20 protein-coding genes and 1 riboswitch are annotated in these 21943 nt (G+C 55.7%); of the genes, 5 read left to right on the forward strand and 15 right to left on the reverse strand.

Annotated elements, in window-relative coordinates:
- Positions 1-169: 169 nt before the first annotated feature.
- The gene (gene ribB, locus IEW12_RS09110) at positions 170-871 is read right to left on the reverse strand and encodes a 3,4-dihydroxy-2-butanone-4-phosphate synthase (RefSeq protein WP_188565760.1); all 702 of its coding nucleotides are present in this window, start codon (positions 869-871) and stop codon (positions 170-172) included.
- Positions 872-978: 107 nt separating this feature from the next.
- Positions 979-1163, reverse strand: a riboswitch (FMN riboswitch).
- 254 nt (positions 1164-1417) lie between these two features.
- On the opposite strand from ribB, the gene IEW12_RS09115 reads away from it, so the two are divergent.
- Positions 1418-3559: a patatin-like phospholipase family protein gene (locus IEW12_RS09115; protein ID WP_188565761.1), complete on the forward strand. Its 2142-nt coding sequence runs from the start codon at positions 1418-1420 to the stop codon at positions 3557-3559.
- Positions 3560-3610: 51 nt separating this feature from the next.
- Here the strand turns inward: IEW12_RS09115 and IEW12_RS09120 are convergent, their stop codons facing one another.
- Together IEW12_RS09120 and IEW12_RS09125 are read right to left on the reverse strand one after the other, a co-directional pair.
- Positions 3611-4750 (reverse strand): ABC transporter substrate-binding protein, encoded by a 1140-nt coding sequence (locus IEW12_RS09120; protein WP_371874539.1) that lies wholly within the window; start codon positions 4748-4750, stop codon positions 3611-3613.
- 59 nt (positions 4751-4809) lie between these two features.
- Positions 4810-5796 (reverse strand): fumarylacetoacetate hydrolase family protein, encoded by a 987-nt coding sequence (locus IEW12_RS09125; RefSeq protein WP_188565762.1) that lies wholly within the window; start codon positions 5794-5796, stop codon positions 4810-4812.
- 364 nt (positions 5797-6160) lie between these two features.
- On the opposite strand from IEW12_RS09125, the gene IEW12_RS29005 reads away from it, so the two are divergent.
- Positions 6161-7924 (forward strand): methyl-accepting chemotaxis protein, encoded by a 1764-nt coding sequence (locus IEW12_RS29005; protein ID WP_188565763.1) that lies wholly within the window; start codon positions 6161-6163, stop codon positions 7922-7924.
- A 446-nt stretch (positions 7925-8370) separates the two neighbouring features.
- Positions 8371-9546: an ABC transporter substrate-binding protein gene (locus tag IEW12_RS09135; protein ID WP_188565764.1), complete on the forward strand. Its 1176-nt coding sequence runs from the start codon at positions 8371-8373 to the stop codon at positions 9544-9546.
- Between the two features lie 100 nt (positions 9547-9646).
- Here the strand turns inward: IEW12_RS09135 and IEW12_RS09140 are convergent, their stop codons facing one another.
- From IEW12_RS09140 to IEW12_RS09190, 11 genes are all read right to left on the reverse strand, one after another.
- Positions 9647-10048: a YXWGXW repeat-containing protein gene (locus IEW12_RS09140; RefSeq protein WP_188565765.1), complete on the reverse strand. Its 402-nt coding sequence runs from the start codon at positions 10046-10048 to the stop codon at positions 9647-9649.
- A gap of 132 nt (positions 10049-10180) precedes the next feature.
- A complete protein-coding gene (locus IEW12_RS09145; protein ID WP_188565766.1) occupies positions 10181-10885 on the reverse strand; it encodes an ABC transporter ATP-binding protein in 705 nt (234 codons plus the stop codon).
- Positions 10878-11639: an ABC transporter ATP-binding protein gene (locus tag IEW12_RS09150; protein WP_188565767.1), complete on the reverse strand. Its 762-nt coding sequence runs from the start codon at positions 11637-11639 to the stop codon at positions 10878-10880. Before IEW12_RS09150 ends, IEW12_RS09145 begins: the two co-directional genes overlap by 8 nt.
- Positions 11636-12634 (reverse strand): branched-chain amino acid ABC transporter permease, encoded by a 999-nt coding sequence (locus IEW12_RS09155; RefSeq protein ID WP_188565768.1) that lies wholly within the window; start codon positions 12632-12634, stop codon positions 11636-11638. Before IEW12_RS09155 ends, IEW12_RS09150 begins: the two co-directional genes overlap by 4 nt.
- Entirely contained in the window at positions 12631-13497 is an 867-nt protein-coding gene (locus IEW12_RS09160; protein WP_188565769.1) for a branched-chain amino acid ABC transporter permease, read from the reverse strand. The genes IEW12_RS09155 and IEW12_RS09160 overlap by 4 nt, the downstream gene beginning before the upstream one ends.
- A gap of 210 nt (positions 13498-13707) precedes the next feature.
- Positions 13708-14097, reverse strand: a complete 390-nt coding sequence (gene pcaC, locus IEW12_RS09165) for a 4-carboxymuconolactone decarboxylase (RefSeq protein ID WP_188565770.1) — start codon at positions 14095-14097, stop codon at positions 13708-13710.
- 2 nt (positions 14098-14099) lie between these two features.
- A complete protein-coding gene (gene pcaD, locus IEW12_RS09170) occupies positions 14100-14867 on the reverse strand; it encodes a 3-oxoadipate enol-lactonase (RefSeq protein WP_188565771.1) in 768 nt (255 codons plus the stop codon).
- A gap of 83 nt (positions 14868-14950) precedes the next feature.
- Positions 14951-16312, reverse strand: a complete 1362-nt coding sequence (locus IEW12_RS09175) for a 3-carboxy-cis,cis-muconate cycloisomerase (protein WP_188565772.1) — start codon at positions 16310-16312, stop codon at positions 14951-14953.
- A gap of 33 nt (positions 16313-16345) precedes the next feature.
- Positions 16346-17548, reverse strand: a complete 1203-nt coding sequence (gene pcaF, locus IEW12_RS09180; RefSeq protein WP_188565773.1) for a 3-oxoadipyl-CoA thiolase — start codon at positions 17546-17548, stop codon at positions 16346-16348.
- Positions 17549-17618: 70 nt separating this feature from the next.
- A complete protein-coding gene (locus tag IEW12_RS09185) occupies positions 17619-18281 on the reverse strand; it encodes a CoA transferase subunit B (protein ID WP_188565774.1) in 663 nt (220 codons plus the stop codon).
- Complete coding sequence (locus IEW12_RS09190) at positions 18278-18967, reverse strand: 3-oxoacid CoA-transferase subunit A (RefSeq protein WP_188565775.1); 690 nt, start codon at positions 18965-18967, stop codon at positions 18278-18280. Before IEW12_RS09190 ends, IEW12_RS09185 begins: the two co-directional genes overlap by 4 nt.
- A gap of 259 nt (positions 18968-19226) precedes the next feature.
- Between IEW12_RS09190 and IEW12_RS09195 the strand changes: the two genes are divergently transcribed.
- Positions 19227-20045 (forward strand): IclR family transcriptional regulator domain-containing protein, encoded by an 819-nt coding sequence (locus tag IEW12_RS09195; protein WP_188565776.1) that lies wholly within the window; start codon positions 19227-19229, stop codon positions 20043-20045.
- Positions 20046-20076: 31 nt separating this feature from the next.
- Here the strand turns inward: IEW12_RS09195 and IEW12_RS09200 are convergent, their stop codons facing one another.
- Positions 20077-21234 carry a toxin-antitoxin system YwqK family antitoxin gene (locus IEW12_RS09200; protein ID WP_188565777.1) on the reverse strand — a complete coding sequence of 386 codons (1158 nt, stop codon included), beginning with the start codon at positions 21232-21234 and terminating at the stop codon, positions 20077-20079.
- 174 nt (positions 21235-21408) lie between these two features.
- Here IEW12_RS09200 and IEW12_RS09205 point away from each other — a divergent pair, with 174 nt between their 5' ends.
- Positions 21409-21918 carry a GNAT family N-acetyltransferase gene (locus tag IEW12_RS09205; RefSeq protein ID WP_188565778.1) on the forward strand — a complete coding sequence of 170 codons (510 nt, stop codon included), beginning with the start codon at positions 21409-21411 and terminating at the stop codon, positions 21916-21918.
- Positions 21919-21943 lie beyond the last annotated feature (25 nt).

A 21943-nucleotide genomic window follows, 5' to 3' on the forward strand; every position in this document is an offset into this window, starting at 1 on the left:
TCTCTCTACGCTAAAAGCAAGTAAGCGCCGTCGACGGCCTTGCGATCAGGCAATGAAGCAAAAAAGGAAAAAGGAGGGAGTGCGCCGCCAGGCCAAAAGCCTTGGGCGCGTCCCCAAATAAGTATTGTCCTGCCTCTTTAGTGGGCAGAGCCGGGCACTCAGAGCAGGATCAGGCCGCCTGTTGCAAGCGGTAAGTTGCCAACTCATCGATAGTCAGCATCACCAGATCATGTTTTTTCGCATAGGCGACGATATCATCCCCCTTGGACATGCTGCCGTCCGGGTTCGTCAGCTCACACAGCACGGCGGCCGGTTTCAGGCCTGCCATCAAGGCCAGATCGACTGAACCTTCCGTGTGGCCGCGCCGGCTTAATACGCCGCCCGGTACCGCACGCAGCGGGAACACATGGCCGGGACGCGCCAGGTCCTGCGGTTGCGCATCATCGGCGATTGCCGCCATGATGGTAGTTACGCGGTCTGCTGCTGAAACGCCGGTCGTCACGCCCTGCACCGCTTCTATCGTGACGGTGAAAGCAGTGCCGTAACGGCTGCCATTGTTGCTGACCATAGGCGGCAAATCCAGTTGCTGCAGCTTGGTGTCGGTCAGGCACAGGCAAACGATACCGCTGCAGTCGCGGATCAGCATGGCCATGGTTTCGGTCGTGATTTTTTCTGCGGCGAGAATCAGGTCAGCCTCGTTTTCGCGGTCAAAATCATCCATCAGCAAAACGGGGCGCCCTTCCTGCATATCGGTCAAGGCCCGTCGCAAACGATCGGCAAATGGAAGCTGCTGCGGTGAAGTGTCGCTATTTTTAGGCGCGGCTGATGAAGCAGGTGTGGATACAGAAGCTAAGGATACTAAGTTGGTCATGATTGAAACGCTCCGGCAAAAATTAGCAAAAGACGTTTCAGGGGAACAGTTTGAATAGCCAGACACGCCCCGCCCCAGCGCTTGGCTGTGGAAAGGTCTAGTGCATGGCACATCTTCTCTCATCCGGACTATGACCGTCGGCCCTGGAATTACACCAGATCTGCTGACCTCAGAAAAACATCCTGCTCCGAACCGGACCCAGGCTGATATTTAGTGAGCGCTCGCGGGCTTATCTCGCAAAAAAGCAGGATTTACCGCCGGTGGGGAATTACACCCCGCCCTGAAGACGTACTACGTACCGAATTATTCGGCTCGCAAATTATACTAAAAAAACATTTTGGCCGTTGCTACTGGCTGTATTCCTCACTTTTGAGCAGTAATATCTTGTAAAGTACCGGCAAACTACGTTTCCACGCCGCCATGCAAAAATTTTGTACTTTCACCATCTTCTCACTATCCCTGCTGGCAGGGACAGTATGTGCGCAAGATCCGGCAACAAGCGACGGCTCCGATCACTACCCCGAGGTCAGAAGGTCCAAGATTTGCTTGGCATTATCCGGAGGCGGCGCGCGCGGCTTTGCCCATCTTGGCGTATTAAAGACACTGGAAGCATTGAATGTTCCTATTGATTGCATCGCCGGTACCAGTATGGGCGCAGTAGTCGGCGGCCTGTATGCGGCCGGCCTCTCTGCCACCGAGATAGAGCAACGCTTGGACGCATTGAAACTGAACGATGTCGCTCTGGACCGGGTTGACCGCCGCAGCCTGCCTCAACCCCTGCGTGAAGAAGACGAACAGTATCCTCTGGGCGCTACGGTAGGCGTCAGCGACAAAGGCGTACGCCTGCCTACCGGCGTAGTACAGGCGACGCAGTTCCTGGAGCTACTGCAAAACTGGACCGCAAAAATACCGTCGAATATCGATTTCGACCGTTTGCCCATCCCTTTCCGTGCGGTGGCGACAGACCTGGAAAATGGCAAGATGGTGATATTTGACAAAGGCCCTCTGCACACCGCAATCCGGGCCAGCATGGCCGCACCAGGTGTATTTGCACCTATCCAGGTCAATGGCCGCATGCTGACCGACGGTGGCCTGGTACGCAATCTGCCGGTCGATATTGCGCGCAGCATGGGCGCCGATATCGTCATTGCCGTCAACATAGGCACGCCCCTGTTGCCGCGCGACCAATTGCAAACCTTCTTCAATATCAGCCAGCAAATGGTCAATATCCTGACCGAGCAGAATGTGGAAGCCCAAAAAGCCAGCCTGCGCAGCACGGACATCCTGATAGAGCCGAATCTGGGTTCCATCAGCTTCATGGATTTCGGCCGCTCCGCAGATGCATCGATAATGGGCCAGCAAGCGGCGCTGGAAATCCAGGACAAGCTAGCCAAGTTCAGCTTGCCTCCCCATTTGTATGTAGCCCTGCAGCAGGCGAGGCTGAACCCGCAGCTGCCTGCCATACAGATAGGCTTTGTGGATATCGCCGATAACGGTGCGATCCCCGAAAGTGATATTCGCCGCCAGCTCGGCATACAGATAGGCAGCCGCTACGATGCGGAAGAAATCAACCGCAAGCTCGCGATACTGAATAACTCGCGCGAGTACGACAGCATCAATCACGAACTGGTGCAGCGCGACGGCGAATACGGGGTACGCATCAATGCCAATGGCCGCAATTGGGGGCCGCACTTCCTGCGTTTCGGTCTGGCGCTTTCCAGCGGCCTGGACGGCACCGGCAACTATCGGCTACAGATAGGCCATCGGCGCCCATGGCTGACCGAAGGTGGCCTGGAATGGCGCAATGACCTGGAGTTTGGCAATACCTTGCAGTTGCACTCGGAATTGAGGCAGCCGCTGTTTGAGCGCGAGGGCATGTTTGCCGCACCCTATGTGGACTTCAAGCAGAATACCCGCAACCTGTATGAAGGCGATACCCGCGTCGCCGAATATAGGCTGCGCTCCGAACAAGTAGGGGTGGATTTGGGTATTCCTCTAGGCAGCCAAAGCACGCTGGGTGAAGCGCGCATAGGGATCAGCGCCAATCGCCTCATCGTCAGGCCCAATATTGGAGGTTTGCTGACACAACAGGGCGATGGCAGCTTCAAACTGGTGCCTTTGCCCAGCGCGGAACTGAAACAGGCCGGACTGAAAGCCGCTTTTGTCATCGACCAGCTGGATACCCCGGTTTTCCCTCGCGAAGGATACAAGCTCGATAGCCGAGTCTTTTTCGGGCTGGAACAATCCGCCGGCAAGTACAAGGAATTGGACATGAATGCACTATGGGCGCGCAGCCTGGGCAAACATAGCGTCAACCTGAAATTCAGTGCCGCCGGCCTGTTCCAGTCCGGCGACGAAATCAGCGGCCTGGGTTCGTCGCTGGGCGGTTTCCAGCAATTATCGGCCTACCAGCAAGACCAGTTTTCCGGCAACTACAAGCTGTACGGCAGCGCGACCTATCTGCTGCGCGCGGTCAACTTCGACCTTGCCGGACAGAGCCTGTTTTTGGGGTCTTCGCTGGAAATCGGCAATACCTGGGACAAGCGCAGCGATATCTCGCTGGGCTCCGCCCGCAAGAGCATCAGCCTGTTTGCCGGCTTCAGCAGTTTTATCGGCCCGATCTACCTGGGGTTTGCAGTGGGTAGTGGCGGCAACAAGAGCGTGTTTTTCCAGCTGGGCAGGCAGTAATTCATCAGATCGGAGAATATGCCCGCATGGCCAACCATGCTCCCGGTTTGCTTACCCGCCGTAGGAATAGGTAAAGCGGTTGCCTTGTATCTTGCCCATCACGCGGGAGCGCTGGTCCAGCCCCACATGATCGGCCGCTCCCATATTGATCACGCCCTGCGGCACTGTCAGGTTCTTCGTATTTTCCAGCGCCGTGCGCAAGGCGGCACGAAATTGCCGTGTGCCCGGCTGAGCTACCCTCAAAGCATCAGGTAGAGCATTTGCCATCAGCAAATAAGCACCCCAGGCATCGGCTGCAAATTGCGTCACCGTATCGGCGCCGTAAGCTGCTTCGTAACGGCGCGTGAAATTCATCGCCGCCTTTTTCACCGGATTGGCAGCCGGTAGCTGTTTGGCCACTACCGCCGGTCCGGTGGGGAATAAGGTGTTTTCTACATCCTTGCCGCCCACCTTCAGGAACTCCAGACTGGCGATGCCGTGGGTCTGGTAAATCTGCCCCTTGTACCCACGCTCCACCAGCGTCTTTTGCGGCAAGACCGCCGGTGTCGCCGATCCTGCAATCAACACCGCATCTGGATGCGCAGAAATGATCTTCAGTATCTGCCCGGTAACGCTGGTATCGGTACGTGCATACCTTTCATTGGCGACTACCCTGATCTTGCGCAACTCCGCCAGCCGGGAAAACTCGCGCCACCAGCTTTCGCCGTACGCATCGGCAAAGCCGATGAAGGCTGCCGTCTTCACACCATGGTCCGCCATATGCTGCGTCAGTATGGTCGTCATATGGGTATCGTTCTGCGGCATCTTGAATGCCCATGCGCGTTTGGCATCCATAGGTTCCACAATCGCAGCGGAAGCCGCCAGGCTGAGCATCGGCGTCTCGCCTTCCGCGATCACATCCAGCAAGGCCAGGGCACTCGGTGTCGTATTGGGGCCAATCAGGATATCGACCTTTTCTTCACTGATCAGCTTGCGCGCATTGCGTACTGCATTGCCCGGATCCGATGCGTCATCCAGAATGATGTACTCGATTTTCTTGCCGGCTATCTCTTTCGGCCACAGCAGGATCGCATTCTTGGACGTGATGCCGATGGCCGCTGCCGGCCCGGTCGTGGACAAGTCTATGCCGACCTTGATCTGCGCCAGAGTTGGCACCGACGTCAGGCACAGCAGCATGGGGAGTACCGTCAGCGCAGGCAAACGCATCGCTTCTTCCTTCATGGATCGCATCCGGGTCGGATTAGACAACATCAGGCTTCAGGTTCCGTTATACTTTGATCGATGGCACCGAAGATGGACTTGCCGTTCTTGTCCAGCATCTCTATCTTGATCGTATCGCCAAACTTCATGAATGGCGTCTGCGGTTCGCCACCGGCGATCATTTCCAATGCGCGTTTTTCAGCGATGCAGCTATACCCCTTGGCACTATCCTTATTGGACACCGTGCCGGAACCGACTATGCTGCCGGCCCTGGCCTTGCGTGTCTTGCACAGATGCGTGATCAATTGCGGGAAAGAGAACACCATATCCACGCCGGCATTGGGCTGGCCTACCTGCACGCCGTTCCAGGTTGAGCGTAGCGGCAGATGCACCTTGCCGTCTTTCCAGGCGTCACCCAGCTCATCCGGCGTTACCGCAACCGGTGAAAAACTGGAGGCCGGCTTGGACTGGAAAAAACCAAAGCCCTTTGCCAGCTCCGCAGGAATCAGGTTACGCAGCGACACGTCGTTCACCAGCATCAGCAGGCGTATATGTTCCGCCGCATGCTGCACCTTGACACCCATAGGCACATCGTCAGTGATGACGGCTACTTCGCTTTCAAAGTCGATACCCCACTCTTCAGAACCCAGCACGATATCATCGTTAGGCCCGATAAAGTCGTCGCTGCCGCCCTGATACATCAGCGGGTCATGCCAGAAGCTATCCGGCATCTCGGCATTGCGCGCCTTGCGCACCAGCTCCACATGATTAACGTAGGAAGATCCGTCTGCCCATTGGAAGGCACGCGGCAATGGCGCCATGCAATTCTTGGGATCAAAGTCGAAAGTGTTGCTGCCCCGGCCGGAGTTGAGCTGGTTGTACATCTGCTCCAATTGCGGCGCGATGAAATTCCAGTCATCCAGCGCCCTTTGCAGCGTGGGGGCGATACCATCCGCAATTTGTGCGGTCTTCAAGTCGCGGGAAACAACAATCAACTGGCCGTCGCGACTGCCATCTTTAAGGGTAGCAAGTTTCATTTTTAAATGTCTTAGTTGGATTAGTATTCAATTGGCAGGCCGCGAATAAACTCGCCGCATTTACCATACAGGCGAATTTTACACGGGCAAGGATATTTCAAGCTTGTAATAGCCAGCAATTCATATCAATAATTGCAATATCAATAACTAATTATTATTAATATCCTATATTGCCAAACTCCAACCTGCCACCTACAATCAGTTGAAGCCTGCCTTTCCTTTCCTAGGATATTGCAGACTGCTCATATCACCTCCCAAGCAAGTTCATTTTTCATACCCGCGCCTTGAACCAGGCACGTCGGCGTTTCACCGTTATTTCTTGTAGCGCATGAAGCAAGCTGTTCTTCGCCAATAAGGAAAAAAGATGAATTTCAATAATTTCAAAATCGGCGCCCGCCTCGCCATCGCATTTGGTGCCGTGATCCTGGTCTTGCTGCTGATGCTGACCATTAGCGCAGTGCGCCTGACTTCCATAGGCAGTTCCAGCAAAAATATCGTCGGCAATAATTGGCCGGCGGCATCTTTGGCATTCAAGATCAATACCCTGGTACGAGAAAACGGCAGCCGAACCGTAGAATTATTCCTGCTGCCTGACAAAGATGCCAGGATCAAGCAATACGGTTTTATCGACAAAAACAAGAAAGAGATAGTCGATAGCGTAGAAAAGCTGTCCAAACTGGCCACCACGCCGGAACAAAAGTCGGCCCTGGAAAAATTCAAACTGACACGCGCCACGTTTGTCGCCTCGTTTACCAAGGTGGCGGACCTGATAGAACTGGATCAGCGCGATGATGCACTGAAGATGATGACCAGTTCGACCTTCCCTGCGCTGGAAGCCGTGTTGGCCGATTTGAGCGTGATACTGGAACAGCAAAATAAGGAAATGGATGCCAACGGCATGCACATTACCGACGATATTTCCTTTTCGCGCACACTGGTGCTGAGCCTGGGATTCATAGGCCTGGTCGTCAGCATTTTTTTCGCACTCTGGATTACACGCTCCATTACCGCGCCGATAGCCGAGGCAGTGACCGTCGCACGCCGGGTAGCCGACGGTGATCTCACCGGCAAGATAGAAGTGAATTCCAGGGATGAGACAGGACAATTGCTGAGTGCACTGGCCGACATGAATAATAGCCTGGTCATGACCATAGGCCAGGTCCATAGCAGCACCGAGACCATTTCCACGGCCTCCAGCGAAATCGCTTCCGGCAATGCAGACCTGTCTTCCCGTACTGAATCCCAGGCCAGCTCACTGGAGGAAACAGCGAGTTCCATGGAAGAGCTGACCAGTACCGTGAAACAGAATGCCGACAACGCGCGGCAGGCAAACCAGCTCGTCGTATCCGCGTCTGAAGTTGCGGTCAAAGGCGGCAACGTGGTTGGCCAGGTGGTCACCACCATGGGTTCTATCAAGGAAAGCTCGCGCAAGATTGTCGACATCATCGGCGTCATCGACGGCATCGCCTTCCAGACCAATATTCTGGCACTGAACGCCGCAGTGGAGGCGGCCCGCGCTGGTGAACAGGGGCGCGGCTTTGCGGTAGTGGCGACCGAAGTGCGCAATCTCGCCCAGCGCAGCGCGGCGGCAGCCAAGGAAATCAAGGAGCTGATAGGCGACTCGGTAGAGAAAGTCGATCATGGCAGCAAGCTGGTGGACGAGGCCGGGCAGACCATGGATGAGATTGTCACTTCCGTCAAGCATGTGGCCGACATCATGAGCGAAATCACCGCCGCCAGCCAGGAGCAAAGTTCCGGCATAGAGCAGGTGAACCTGGCCATCACGCAGATGGATGAAATGACGCAGCAAAATGCCGCACTGGTGGAGCAAGCGGCAGCGGCAGCGGAAAGCATGCAGGAGCAGGCGGCAGCATTGGCCCAGGCCGTCAGCGTGTTTAAGCTGAATAACTACACGGCTTTGCGCACCAGCCATGTGAATCCGGTAATCCAAGCGGTATCAACACCTGCCCCCACTCCGGCGCCCGCATTGGCACCGGTGCCGCCAGTCGCAAAAGCTGTAAAAACAGCAGTCAAGATTGTCCCGCTGAAAAAAGCGGCTGCTCACAAGCCTGCGACTGAAAAGAAATCCATGCAAACAGAATCCACTGACGGATGGGAAGAATTTTAAGCGCCAGCCCGTCTGCTGACGCTAAATACCCGGGTGGCGGACCTGCCAAGGTACGGCCGCCCTCTTTTCATCCCGAACCCGGCGCTTGTGGCGCCAGGCCGTCACCAGCCTCCCCGCCACCGTTCTTGCTCAGTACACCGTTGCAAAGGCGGGCCTTCGTACTATGCCATGCCGGATGAGCATAATATGCTGCATGTTGAATACAATTCGCCCGCAAAAACCTACTTGGGCAAGCTATGCGCGCTTGAACTCTATTTAATTGCGGCAAAAAATCGGCAAATGATGTTCGTTATTCGCACAACAAGTTGCCTATCGCACGTAGTATGCTGATAATAATCTTAGAAATAATCTGTAAAGCACGCGGTTTCGCCGCATCTGCCTGACGGCAGGCCGCAAAAATAATTATATAAACGTGATACCACATCACGATCAAACCGGAGACTACGATGCGCCTTAAAAAATTGCTTTTACCTGCCATCTGCACTATCGCCGTTAGCATGGCCAGCGTTGCCGCCCATGCAGAAGAAACAATCAAGATAGGTGTGATCGCTGCTTTTTCTGGGCCCTTCGCGGACTACGGCAAGCAAATCGAAGGCGGCATCAAGGCCTACATGCGTCAAAACGGCGACAAGGTCGCGGGCAAAAAAATTGAAATTATCGTCAAGGACACCACCGGCCCGGCTCCAGACGTAGCCAAGCGCCTGGCGCAAGAACTGGTAGTACGCGACAAGGTGGATTTCCTGGCCGGCTTCGGCCTGACGCCGGAAGCACTGGCAGTAGCGCCTATCGCCGAGCAGGCGAAGAAACCGATGATCATCATGAATGCGGCGACCTCCATCATCACCACCAAATCCAATTACATCGCCCGCTTCTCAATGACACTGCCACAGGTGTCCGGCCCCATGGCAACCTGGGCAGTGAAAAACAACATCAAGAAAGTGGTAACGCTGGTAGCCGACTATGGTCCCGGTATTGATGCAGAGACCGCGTTCAAAACCAATTTCATCGGCGGTGGCGGCAGCGTGCTGGAATCCATTCGCGTACCTTTGCGCAATCCTGAATTTGCACCGTTCATACAACGCATCAAGGACGCCAAGCCTGAAGCGGTATTCATCTTTGTTCCTGCAGGCGAGCAAGGCGTGGCTTTCATGAAGGGCTACCGCGAGCGCGGACTGGCTGAAGCCGGCATCAAGGTGATCGCCACCGGCGACCTGACCGACGACCATGTATTGCCAGCCATGGGCGATGCCACACTGGGTGTGATAACGACCTTCCATTATTCCGCCAATCATAACTCGCCAGAGAACAAGGCTTTCCTGAAAAGTTTTGCGGAAGCGAATCCAGGCGCAGGCCGCGCCAACTTCATGGCAGTGGCAGCCTATGACGGGATGGCAGCGATCTACGAAGTCAGCAAAAAACTGAACGGCAAGATCGATGGAGATAAGGCAATGGCTATCCTGAAAGGTATGAAGCTGAATAGCCCACGCGGCCCTATCATGATCGATCCGGCGACCCGCGACATCATACAAACCGTGTATGTGCGCAAAGTGGAAAAAGTGGGCGGGGAATTGTTTAATGTGGAATTCGATAAATTTGTCGATATGAAAGACACCGGCAAATAAACCTTAAGCTGGCCTCAATAAAAAAGCCGGTATCTTTTTACAGATACCGGCTTTTTAACATCTGAACCGTCAACGGTCTCAGGTAATTTTATCTACCGTTTTATCTACGATTGGGATCATCCGGACGCCTGTCCACGCGGTTAGGCACGCCATCGCCATCCCGGTCCCTGTCGACCCGGTTAGGAATTCCGTCATGGTCGCGGTCACCGCGATTCCAGCGGCCCTGCTCGTAGTGCCAGCGGCCGTCGCGCTCAGTCCAGCGAGGTTCATAGTACATATAGCCGGGACGCTCGCGTATCCACGTGCCTTGTGCCCACACATGATGGTTGCCACGCCAATCCCAGTGTCCGGGCACCCAGATAAAGCCGCGCCGCGGCTCAGGAACAGGCTCGCCTCTCAGCGGAGGAGGCGCCACGCGCACCACGATATCTGCACTCGCAGGTGCAGTCACTGCGCCGAGTGAACTTGCCAGCATTGCTGCAAACAGAAGTTTCTTGAACATTTGCTTCTCCTTATCGGACCATGATGGCCGTATTCGTACAGACATTTATACACCGGCAACACCGTGCTGTATGTGCGCTAGTTCGCACAAAGTCCGATAGGGATGTTTCTTCTGCTTCTATACGCTTTCTGCTTATGCTGCCACCGCTACCAGTCGGCTCAGCGTCTCTGCGTCCTGCATCAGGCTGGCGCTGTCGGATTGATGCACTATCCTGCCCCGCTCCAGCACGATGGCATTACTGGTCATGCCTAGCGCCAGTTTTGCATGCTGCTCCACAACGATCACGGCCAGGCCCTCGTCGCTGATCAGGCGCCTGATGACCCGCGACAGATCCTGCACGATAATGGGTGCAAGCCCCTCCATGGGCTCGTCCAGCAGCAGCAGGCTGGGGTTGGTCATCAGGGCGCGCGCTATCGCCACCATTTGCTGCTCGCCGCCGGACAACTGGTTGCCCATATTGCTGCGGCGCTCCAGCAGGCGGGGAAATATCTCATAGATCTTTTTGATATTCCACGGGCCGGGGCGAGCCACGACCGTCAGATGTTCTTCTACCGTCAGCGACGGAAACATGAAGCGCTCTTGCGGCACCCAGCCCAGGCCGGCATGCGCACGCTGGTAACTGGCAACTTTGCTGATGTCCTTGCCTTGCCAAACGACTTTCCCGCTGTGCAATCTGGTCAAGCCCATCAGCGTGACCAGCAGCGTGGATTTCCCTACGCCGTTGCGCCCCAGCAGGGCAAGGCTGTCGCCCTGCTGCATGTTGAAAGAAACGTCTTCCAACACGATAGAATCGCCATACCCGGCGGTGACATTTTCCAGTCTCAACAACTCAGCCATGCTCCGCCTCCCCCAAATAAACTTCCTTGACGCGCGGATCGGAGGCGATCTCCGCCGGAGTACCCTCCACCAAGGTCTTGCCACCGACCAGTACCGTGATCCTTTCGGCAAAGCGAAATACCAGGCCCATGTCATGTTCAATAAACAGTATCGTCACGTCGCGCGGCAATTTGGCGATCACGTCGAACAGTTCCGAACTCTCGGCCGACGGGATGCCGGCGGCCGGCTCATCCAGCAGCAGCACTTTGGGCTTGGTCGCCAGTGCCAGTGCAATTTCGACCAGCCTTTGCTTACCGTAGGGCAGGCTGGACGTGATGTGATAAGCATCCTGCTCCAGCTTCAACGTACTGAGCAGCGCCAGCGCCTCGTCTATCACTCCGTGTTGCCGGGCAACGGTCGAGGTCCAGCGGCGGCTGATGCCCTGCCGCTCGCAGATCGCCAGCACAACGGACTCCAGCACACTCAGGCCTGCAAACAAGGTATTGATCTGGAATGTGCGTGTCATGCCGCGTTTGACACGCTGATGCTGAGGCAGCTTGCTGATATTCTCGTCACCGAGAAAAACCTGGCCCGAGGTAGCAGGAAAAGTCCCCGTCAGCAGGTTGATAAAGGTCGTCTTGCCTGCGCCGTTAGGCCCTATCAGAGCATGGCGGCTGCCCTGCTCAAACGACAGGGAGATATCGGTATTGGCCTTGAAGCCGCCCCATTGCTTGGACAGGCCTTCTGTTCTGAGTGCGATCGATTTGCTAATCATGCCTGCGGCCCTCCTTTCTTGCCGGAGCGCGAGCGCAGTTGGGCATATAGTTTATCCAGACCGCCCAGCACTCCCCCGCGTGCAAACAGCACGATCAGTATCAGCAACAAGCCTATCCAGAACTGCCAGTAAGCCGGATTGATGCCTGCAATATAATCCTGCGCCATCATGAACACCGCAGCACCTATCAGCCCACCGTACAGGCGGCCACTACCGCCCAGCACCAGCAAAATCAATAGCTCTGCGGAGCGCGGAAAACCCAATACATCCAGGCCGACAAACTGTGTCGTCTGCGCCAGCAAGGCGCCGGCGACGCCGGCCACGGCGGCACTGACAGTAAAAATCGTGATTAGCTGGCGGTTCACATTGGCCCCTATCGCCGGCATGCGCTTGCCACCCTCCCGGATACCACGCAGGCTAAGGCCAAATGGAGAATGTACCAGGCGCCGCAATATCACAAACAGGATGAACAGCACAACCAGGCTGTACCAGTAGGCGGTCTGCCCGTTCAGGTCGAACTCGAAACCCAGCAATTTCCCCACTACCATGCCGGACAAGCCATCTACACCACCGGTAATGAATGCCGCCTTGTTGGCAGCCTCATACAGCATCAGGCCAACGCCCAGCGTTACCATCAGGCGCGTCAGATCATGCCCGCGTACAACGAGGAAACTGACCAGGAAACCAATTACGGCAGCGGCCAACCCTGCTGCCAGCAAACCGCTCACTGGCTCACTCCAGCCGTGCACGGACAGCAGGCCCGCCGTGTATGCGCCCACCCCGAAGAAGGCGGCATGCCCAAGCGAGACTATGCCTGCATAGCCAAGGATCAGGTCCAGCGATACCGCCAGCAAACCGACGATCAATATCTGACTACCCAGTATCAGGTAATTCGGGAAGACAAAGAAACACGCGATGGGAATCAACCAAAAAGCAATTTCCAGCTTGCTCCAGCGGTCATTCGGCAAACTCGGCAAGACAGACAATTGGCTCATGATTTTTTCCCCATCAAACCGGCAGGGAAGAAAATCAGCAACACCACCATCAGTGCATAGATGACGAAAGCACCGACCGAAGGCACATAGTATTTACCGGCAACGTCGAAGATGCCCAGTATCAGCGCAGCAACCAGCGGCCCCTTGATGGAACCGGCACCGCCAACCGCCACTACCAGCAGGAAGTACACCATGTACTTGATAGGAAAAGTCGGATCCAGCCCCAGCACATCGATGCCAAGGCCGCCACCCAGGCCGGCCAAGCCGGAGCCGAGCGCAAAGGTCAGCGAAAATACACGGCTGACATTAATGCCTAGGCCGGCGGAGGCGATACTGTTATCTACCGAAGCGCGTATCTGCGCGCCGAAACGCGTGCGCTCTATCAAATATGCCAGCGCAAAAGTAATCACAATCACTACGCCGATCAGGAACAGGCGATATGAACCTACATCCAGGCCCAGCAGGGATACCTGGCCGCGCAGCCACAGAGGCAGATTCACCGGCTGCTGGGTCGGCCCCCACACATACGTAGCGGCCGCCACTGCCATGAAGGTCAGCCCTATCGAAAACAATACCTGGTCCAGATGCGAGGATTTATACAAGCGGCGGTACAGCACCCGTTCCAGCACCAGCCCGACAACAGCACTGGCCACGAAAGCCAGGGGCAGCGACAGCAGAAAAGGCATGCCGAACCGGTTCATCACTACGACGCAGACATAGCCGCCCACCATCGCAAAGGCACCGTGTGCAAGATTGATAAAGTTCATCAGCCCCATCGTTACCGACAGGCCGACACTGATGAGAAATAGCAGTGAGCCATAGGCTATGCCATCAAATAAGACCCCGGCGAGATTGCTCAGCATGCTTGCAAGCTCCCCGGCAGGTTTGTTGAAATCTGCATTTCTTGTCTCCTTCAATTTTTACCGCACACCTCTGCCCGCCACCTTGATCAGGTGATCGTATCGCAAGGGATTATTTGGACCGCGGAGCGGCACCGGCCTTATCTTTTGCCTTATTTATTGCCTGCCGTATTTATTGCCCGCCTTATGGCTTGCTTTATTGCATGCGGTTTTTTATTTGGCGTCGGCATCCATCGCATTGAATACTTCTTCGGCCAGATGGAAGGCCGAATTTGCTGCAGGTACGCCACAGTAAATCGCGCTCTGCAGCAGCACTTCCTTGATTTCGTCGCGGCTGACGCCATTGTTGGCGGCCGCGCGCAGATGCAGCTTCAATTCTTCACTGCGATTCAGCGCTACCATCATGGCTATCGTGATCAGGCTGCGGGTGTGCCTGGGCAGGCCGGGACGCGTCCAGATTTCTCCCCACGCGTAACGGGTGATCAAATTCTGGAATTCTTCATTGTGCTCGTTGATATTTTTTCGGGTCCGGTCCACGTGCGCGTCGCCCAGCACTGCGCGGCGCACTTCCATGCCCTTGTCAAAGCGTTCTTGTTCGTCCACGGTCAGCCTTTCAGGAAAGCGAGCAAATGGCGGTTGAATAATTCTGTCTGCTCCCAATTGGACAGGTGCGCAGCGTCCAGTTCCATATACTGTGCTCCGGCGATACGCTCTGCGATCAGCTTGCCGTCTTGCGGCGGTGTGGACTGGTCATGGGTACCGGCAATCACCAGCACCGGCAACTTGATGCCGGACAGGTCCTCGCGCAGATCCATGTCACGGATGGCGGCGCAACTGCCGGTGTAACCAATACGGTCCGTGTGCAGCAGCATCTGCTTTACCGTCTCCACATTTGCCGGCTCCCTGGACTGGTAAGCGGCTGTGAACCAGCGATCGATGACCGTGCCAGCGATGGACTCCATGCCCTCGCGTATTACTTGATCAATACGGGCATTCCAGGTTTGCGCTACGCCTATCTTGGCGCCTGTATTGCACAGGGCCAGTTTAAAAAAACGTTCAGGGTGGTTCACACCCAGCCAGACGCCTACCATGCCGCCCATGGAAAGCCCACAAAAATGGGCTTGCCTGATATCCAGCTGGTCCAGCAAAGCGATTACGTCGCCGCCCAGTTGTTCTATGCTGTAAGGAGCCGGAGTGACCCAGGAGAGTCCATGGCCGCGTGCGTCATAGCGCAATACGCGAAAATGCTCCAGCAGGGCCGGCATCTGCGGCTGCCACATCTCCATCGTGGTGCCAAGAGAGTTGGACAACACCAATACAGGCGCCCCGTCCTTCCCTTCCAGCTTGTAGTTGATACGTCCTGTACTCATCATGTCATCCTTATTGAATTCTTTTATTTGAGAGTAAGTTGAGAGCAAGCATCTTATTATGTTTGCCTATGCTTGTTTATGCCTGCCTAGTTTCTTTTGCCAGCACTCCAGCTCGCCAGTACCTTGTCCACGAAGGCGGCGGCCTGCCCTGTATATAATGCCGGGTCTAGCAACTTGCTCAGATCGTCACCAGACAGGTGTGCGCCCACTGTCGCATCCTGCGCCAGCACGTCTCGCAAATGCTTTTGCTGTGCAACGGCTTCGTGGCAAGCTTTTTCTACGAGCTGATGCGCTGCCATGCGGCCTATGCTGCGCCCCAGCGCCAGCGTGACTGCCTCGGCCATGATCTGGCCATGGGTTGCATCCAGATTCAAGCGCATACGCGCGGTGTCCACCGTCAAACCTGCCGCCACTTGTTTCATTTGCGCCAGCGAACCCGCTGCCAGCCGCATGATATCGGGCAAGGTATCCCACTCGGCTTGCCAGCCGCCGAGGGCTCGTTCATTTTCCTGCACCATGCCCGACAGCATCGTCGATACCAGACCGGGCACGCGCACTGCTGCCGACAATGCAACCGCGCAGCCCACCGGATTGCGCTTGTGCGGCATCGCAGACGATCCGCCGCGCCCCGCCTGCTCCGGTTCTGCCACTTCGGCCACGTCGGTCTGGCTCAGCAGGGAAATATCGCGCGCCATCTTGCCCAGAGAACCTACCAGTAAACCCATGACAGTAGCAACTTCAGCAATCCGGTCACGCTGCACATGCCAGGGCATGTCCGGCAAACCCAGATCCAGCTCTTCCGCCAGCGCAGCTGCCACACCACCGGCTTTGTCAGCCAGACTGGCCAGCGTGCCCGCAGCACCACCACATTGCACTACCAGTATCTGTTTCCTGACTTCGCGCAGCCGTTGCTGGTGCCGCAGCATGCCGTCCAGCCAGCTAGCCACTTTCATGCCAAAACTCACCGGCAACGCGTGCTGCATCCAGGTACGGCCCACCATGACCGTATCCCTATGCCGTCCGGCCAGCGCTGCCAGTGCTGCATTCAGCAACAGCAGATCGGCGTCGATAAGATCCAACGCCTGCCGCAACTGCAGCACCAATGCCGTATCCATCACGTCCTGGCTGGTTGCGCCCCAGTGCACATACTTTGCAGCCGCCGCATCTGCCTTGGCAACATTGGCAGTCAATTGCTTGATCAGCGGAATCGCCAGGTTGCCGGCGCTTGCTGCCGCATGGGCCAGCGAAGCAAAGTCTATCAACTCCACTTCACAGGCTGCTTCTATCGCCGCCAGCGCCTGTTCCGGAATGACCTGATTCCTGACTTCCGCGCGCGCCAATGCTGCTTCCACATCCAGCATGCAGGCGATGCTGTTGTGGTCTGAAAACACCGCCAGCATGGGTTCGGTGGAGGAGATCAGCGAGGTAAGTGTGCTGCTGTTTTTCATGCCGGACAGATTCCAGTCAAAAGAGGGAGGGGATTAAACTCTTTCTATCACGATCGCAATACCCTGCCCTACGCCTATGCACATGGTGCACAGTGCATAGCGACCACCGCTGCGCTGCAGTTGGTACAACGCCGTTGTCACCAGCCGGGCGCCGCTCATACCCAGTGGATGGCCCAGTGCAATAGCACCGCCATTGGGATTGACGCGAGCATCGTCGTCGCGCACGCCAAGCTGACGTAATACCGCCAGGCCCTGGGCCGCAAACGCCTCGTTCAGCTCAATGACATCCATCTGGTCTATCGTCATGTTCAGGCGCTGCAGCAGTTTTTGCACCGCAGGTACCGGACCTATGCCCATTACCCGGGGCGCCACGCCGGCCGTCGCCATACCGACGATGCGAGCCTTCGGTGTCAGGCCATGTTTCTGTGCCGCTTCTGCACTGGCGAGCAGCAATGCGCACGCACCGTCATTCACGCCGGATGCATTACCTGCGGTAACGGTACCGTCTGCACGCACGATGGGTTTTAGTTTTGCCAGCGCTTCCAGCGAAGTGGCGCGCGGATGTTCATCCTGCGTGACGACAATCGCATCGCCTTTTTTCTGCGCGATACTGACAGCAGTGATTTCCTCAGCCAGCGTGCCATTTGCCTGCGCAGCGGACGCCTTGTTCTGGCTTGCCAGCGCGAACAGATCCTGGTCGGCGCGGCTTACCTGATAATCGGTAGCGACGTTTTCTGCCGTTTCCGGCATCGCATCCACGCCATATTGCGCCTTCATTTGCGGATTGACGAAACGCCAGCCTATGGTCGTATCGAAAATATTTGCATTGCGGGAAAACGCGCTATCCGCCTTGCCCATCACAAAGGGTGCGCGAGTCATCGATTCCACGCCACCGGCAATCATCAGTCCGGTTTCGCCGGATTTGATCGCTCGTGCGGCAATGCCTACCGCATCCATGCCGGAACCGCACAGGCGGTTGACGGTAGAACCGGGCACTTCCAGCGGCAAGCCAGCCAGCAACAGGGACATCCTCGCGACGTTGCGGTTATCTTCACCGGCCTGGTTGGCGCAACCGAAAATCACATCCTGCACCGCCGCCCAATCTACATTGGGATTACGCTGCATCAGTGCGCGCAAAGGCACGGCGCCCAGATCATCGGCCCTGACATCTTTCAATACACCGCCGTAACGGCCTATAGGGGTGCGAATTGCATCGCAAATAAAAGCATCTATCATTTTTTCGCAATCTTTATGGATTTATAAAATGAGTTACGACATTCACCGTTCAGAGCTTGCGCTCTCAGTCTCAGGCATCTTTTTTCTGAAAATCCGAAATCAAAGGTACTGCTGTCACTGCCTGCAATTCATCAAATGATAAACCAGCCACCATTTCATGTACGACCAGGCCTTCCGCAGTGACATCAAGTACAGCCAGATCCGTATAAATACGGTCCACGCAGCCTATGCCAGTCAGCGGATAGGTGCATTGCGGCACGATCTTGCTATCGCCATTCTTGGTCTGGTGTTCCATCATGACCAGCACTTGCTTGGCGCCTATCGCAAGGTCCATCGCGCCGCCCACCGCCGGAATCGCATCCGGTGCACCAGTATGCCAGTTTGCCAGATCGCCGTTGGCGGATACCTGGAAAGCGCCGAGCACACAGATGTCCAGATGGCCGCCACGCATCATTGCAAACGAATCGCCATGATGGAAGTAAGCGCCGCCATCCAGCAAGGTCACCGGCTGCTTGCCTGCATTGATCAAGTCCTCGTCTTCTTCACCCTTGGGCGGTGTCGGCCCCATGCCAAGCAAGCCATTTTCGCTGTGCAGCAAAATTTCCCTGTCTTTCGGCAGGTAGTTGCTGACCATGGTCGGCAAGCCTATGCCGAGATTCACGTAGGCGCCTTCCTGGATGTCGCGGGCAACGCGGGCCGCCATTTGTTCGCGCGTCAGTCTCTGATAAGTCATTTGCTTTCCCCTGCTGTCGTTGCCTGGCCTACCTGGACCACACGCTGCACAAAGATGCCGGGTGTGATGACCGCCTCAGGATCCAGGCCACCCAGTTCCACAACCTCATTCACCTGGGCAATCGTGCATTTTGCTGCCATCGCCATTACCGGGCCGAAGTTGCGCGCGGTTTTGCGATAAACCAGATTACCCCAGCGGTCGGCACGCAATGCCTTGATCAGCGCAAAATCTGCGTGGATAGGCGACTCCAGCACATAGTGCTTGCCATTGATCAGGCGGGTTTCCTTGCCCTCTGCCAGTAAAGTACCGTAGCCGGTCGGCGAAAAAAATCCGCCTATGCCGGCGCCGGCAGCGCGTATGCGTTCCGCCAGGTTGCCCTGCGGCGTCAGTTCCAGCTCAATCTCGCCGGCGCGGTACAGAGCATCAAATACCTGCGAATCTGCCTGGCGCGGAAAAGAACAGATGATTTTGCGCACCTTCTTCGCCTTCAACAACGCGGCCAGGCCGGTTTCTCCATTGCCTGCGTTGTTGTTAACGATGGTCAGATCACGCGCGCCCTGCTCTATCAATGCATCAATCAGTGCAGAGGGCATGCCGGCATTGCCGAACCCGCCTATCATGACCGTCGCCCCGTCATGGATGTTTGCGACTGCCGCTTGTAGCGACTCAACTATCTTATTAATCAATTGTTGCCTCTTGGCTTATGGATATGATCCAAAGAGGCCGCTGGGAAATCACCCCGTGCCAACTGTGTACCGGACAGGATAATTTCACAGCAGCCTCGCAGTGAATACGCACACAGAAAGACTGTTTTACTTGAATTTGTTCGATAATCGCACTAATGTTTGTTTATAGAACAGACTCAGTGTAGGCAAGCGCGCCGGAATTCGTCAATATAGCGTCAGAAAATGTGTGCGGTCGTCGCACAAACTTGTAAGGCCCGTTATGCCAAATTCCACACCCGTCCCACACTCCGGCCCCAGCATCTCGGAAGAAATTGATGCGATGACCGGTGATCCGAATTTCATGTCGTCACTGGCGCGCGGCATAGCAGTGATACGCGCATTCAGCGACCAGCAGCGCACGCTGACAATCTCGCAAATCAGCCACAAAACCGGCATCCCGCGCGCAGCAGTACGGCGCTGCCTGTACTCGCTCAAGCAACTGGGTTACGCCGATTCCGAGGCGCATAATTTCCGGCTGACGCCCAAGGTGCTGACACTGGGCTACTCTTATCTTTCGTCCACGCCTTTGGCCGTATCCGCCCAGCCTTGCCTGAACAACATCAGCCGCATCCTGCATGAATCCTGTTCACTGGCAGTAATGGACAGCAACGAAGTGCTGTATGTATCGCGCTCCGCCCAGTCGCGCATCATGTCGGTCGCCTTGAATGTGGGCAGCAGGCTACCCGCCTACTGTACGTCGCTGGGGCGGGTGATCCTGGCGCACATGTCAGAAGAAGCACTGGCACAGTATTTCAACACCGTGACGCTGCGCGCATACACTGACAAGACTGTCGTCTCGCAGGCAAAGCTGATGGAGATATTTGCGACGATACGCCAGAACGGCTACGTCATCATAGAAGAAGAGTTGGAGATAGGACTGCGCTCTATGGCTGTGCCTGTGCGCGGCGCCTCCGGCAAGGTGACTGCGGCGCTGAATGTCAGCGCGCAGGCAACCAGGATCAGCAGCAAGCGCATGCGCGAGGATTTTCTTGCGATATTGCAGGGCGGCGCGCAGGAATTATCGGCAATGCTGCCCTAGGGCCTATCAAGCTTTAAAATAGGCCCTAAATTTATTTGGCATAGGCCTTGCGCGAACCATCCTCAAACACCTCATCATCGCGCAACAGTTTGCCGCTCTCGTCCCAACTACGCTCATGCTTTAGCTTGCCCCGCTCGTCATAGGTCGATTCAGAAACCAGCTTCCCTTGCTGGCTATAGCCTTTGTGTACGCCGATGGATTGCTGCTGATAGTCACCCATGCGCAGATAACTTTCTTCACTGGCTAGGGTACCCGTGTCGTAATAATTTTTGACAGTAACGCTACGCTGCTTGCCATTGGTGGTGCTCGCAGAAACAGAGCGTAATTGTCCATTCAGGTAAAAAGCCTTTTCCGTACTCAGCTCGCCATCTACCCATTGCTTGTCGCTGACCAGAGTTCCGCTTTCCGAAAAATCCTGCTGCCTTTCCCTGACGGGATATTTTCCACCCAGCTTGAAGACCACTTCCTTGCGCTTGATGCCTTCGCGGGAAAAGCTTCGTTCGGTGCGGCGATCTGTCGTAATTTCTTCCAGTTGCGCCGTCTTGCCGTCCTCCCACAGGCTTTCCAGCCGAACCCGCTTGCCGGCCTCATACACGGCGCGGGAACTTACCTCGCCCTTATCATTAAAGAAGTCTATTTTTGAAGGCGACCTGACAAAACCGCACAGCGTCGCATCATCCACCAATGGCGCGAGCAAGGCCTTGTCGCCGCAACGCAACGCACGTATCGATCCATTGGCATTAAACTCTGCATAGGCCTGCTCGCGGGTATCTGCACCGTAAAAAGTGGCGCGCCGCAACTTGCCGTTCGGGTGAAAGCTCTTGGATATGCCGGTCTTCTGGCTGTTCACATACATATCCTCCTGCAGCATTTGACCATTCGGCGCAAATTCCCGCGCGATACCTTCGCGGTTTCCTTTTTCATTGGTGGAAAACTCGGTCGCAAGCTTGCCTTCCTTGTAGTAGCGCATCAGGCCCATTATCTTGCCGCTACGAACCTCCTGCTCCCGCTGCAGTACGCCACTATCCTTGTCCTTGCAGCGGATGATGCCAGTCTTGCCTTCGGTAGAGCGCCCGTTATTCAGATCGATAGGCTGCTGATCCAGTTCACAGACCTGTATCGCCAGCGCCTCGCCGCCATGCAATACGCCACAGCAGACTGTCAGGAATAAAAGTGATTTCGCAAGCATGGAGATATCCGTATAAAAGAAACGCGTAAATAAGCTGGCCTGGCAAGCCGCCTCAGAAAGGGCAAATTTCCAGCAAACTCAGCTTACCGAAGATACAATACTTGCTAGCACTCTGCAATTGTTACGCTTATCATCTTGCATATCGTTCCCTCCACCACAAAAAGGCAAGAGTAAATGATCGTCCTGGAAACCGAAAGACTACGCCTGCGTACTATCAGTGTTGACGACGCAGCCTTTTACCTGGAACTAACCAACGATCCGGCATGGATCAAGAACATCGGCGACAAGGGCCTGCGCACGGTAGACGAGGCGCGCGAGTCTTTGTTGAATGGCCCCATAGAAATGCAGCAAAGACTGGGTTTCAGCCTGTACGCGGTAGAGCGCAAGGAAGACCATACTGCACTGGGCTTGTGCGGCTTGATCAAGCGCGATTCGCTGGAGGATGTAGATATGGGCTACGCCTTCCTGCCACAATTCCGCGGCAAGGGATATGCACGGGAAGCCGCGGCGGGAGTACTCAAATACGGTAAAGACAACCTGAATCTTAAGCGGCTGGCAGCGATTACTTCGCCTGAAAACAGCGACTCCTATCTTTTGCTGGAAGAACTGGGATTCAAACTGGACAAGATACTGGTACTGAAAGGCGAAACCAGGCAGACCAAGCTATACAGTTACCATTTTTAACGCCGTGCCATTTTATTGCGAAAGA

This window comes from Parundibacterium terreum, assembly GCF_014636315.1.
Taxonomy (GTDB): Bacteria; Pseudomonadota; Gammaproteobacteria; order Burkholderiales; family Burkholderiaceae_D; genus Undibacterium; species Undibacterium terreum.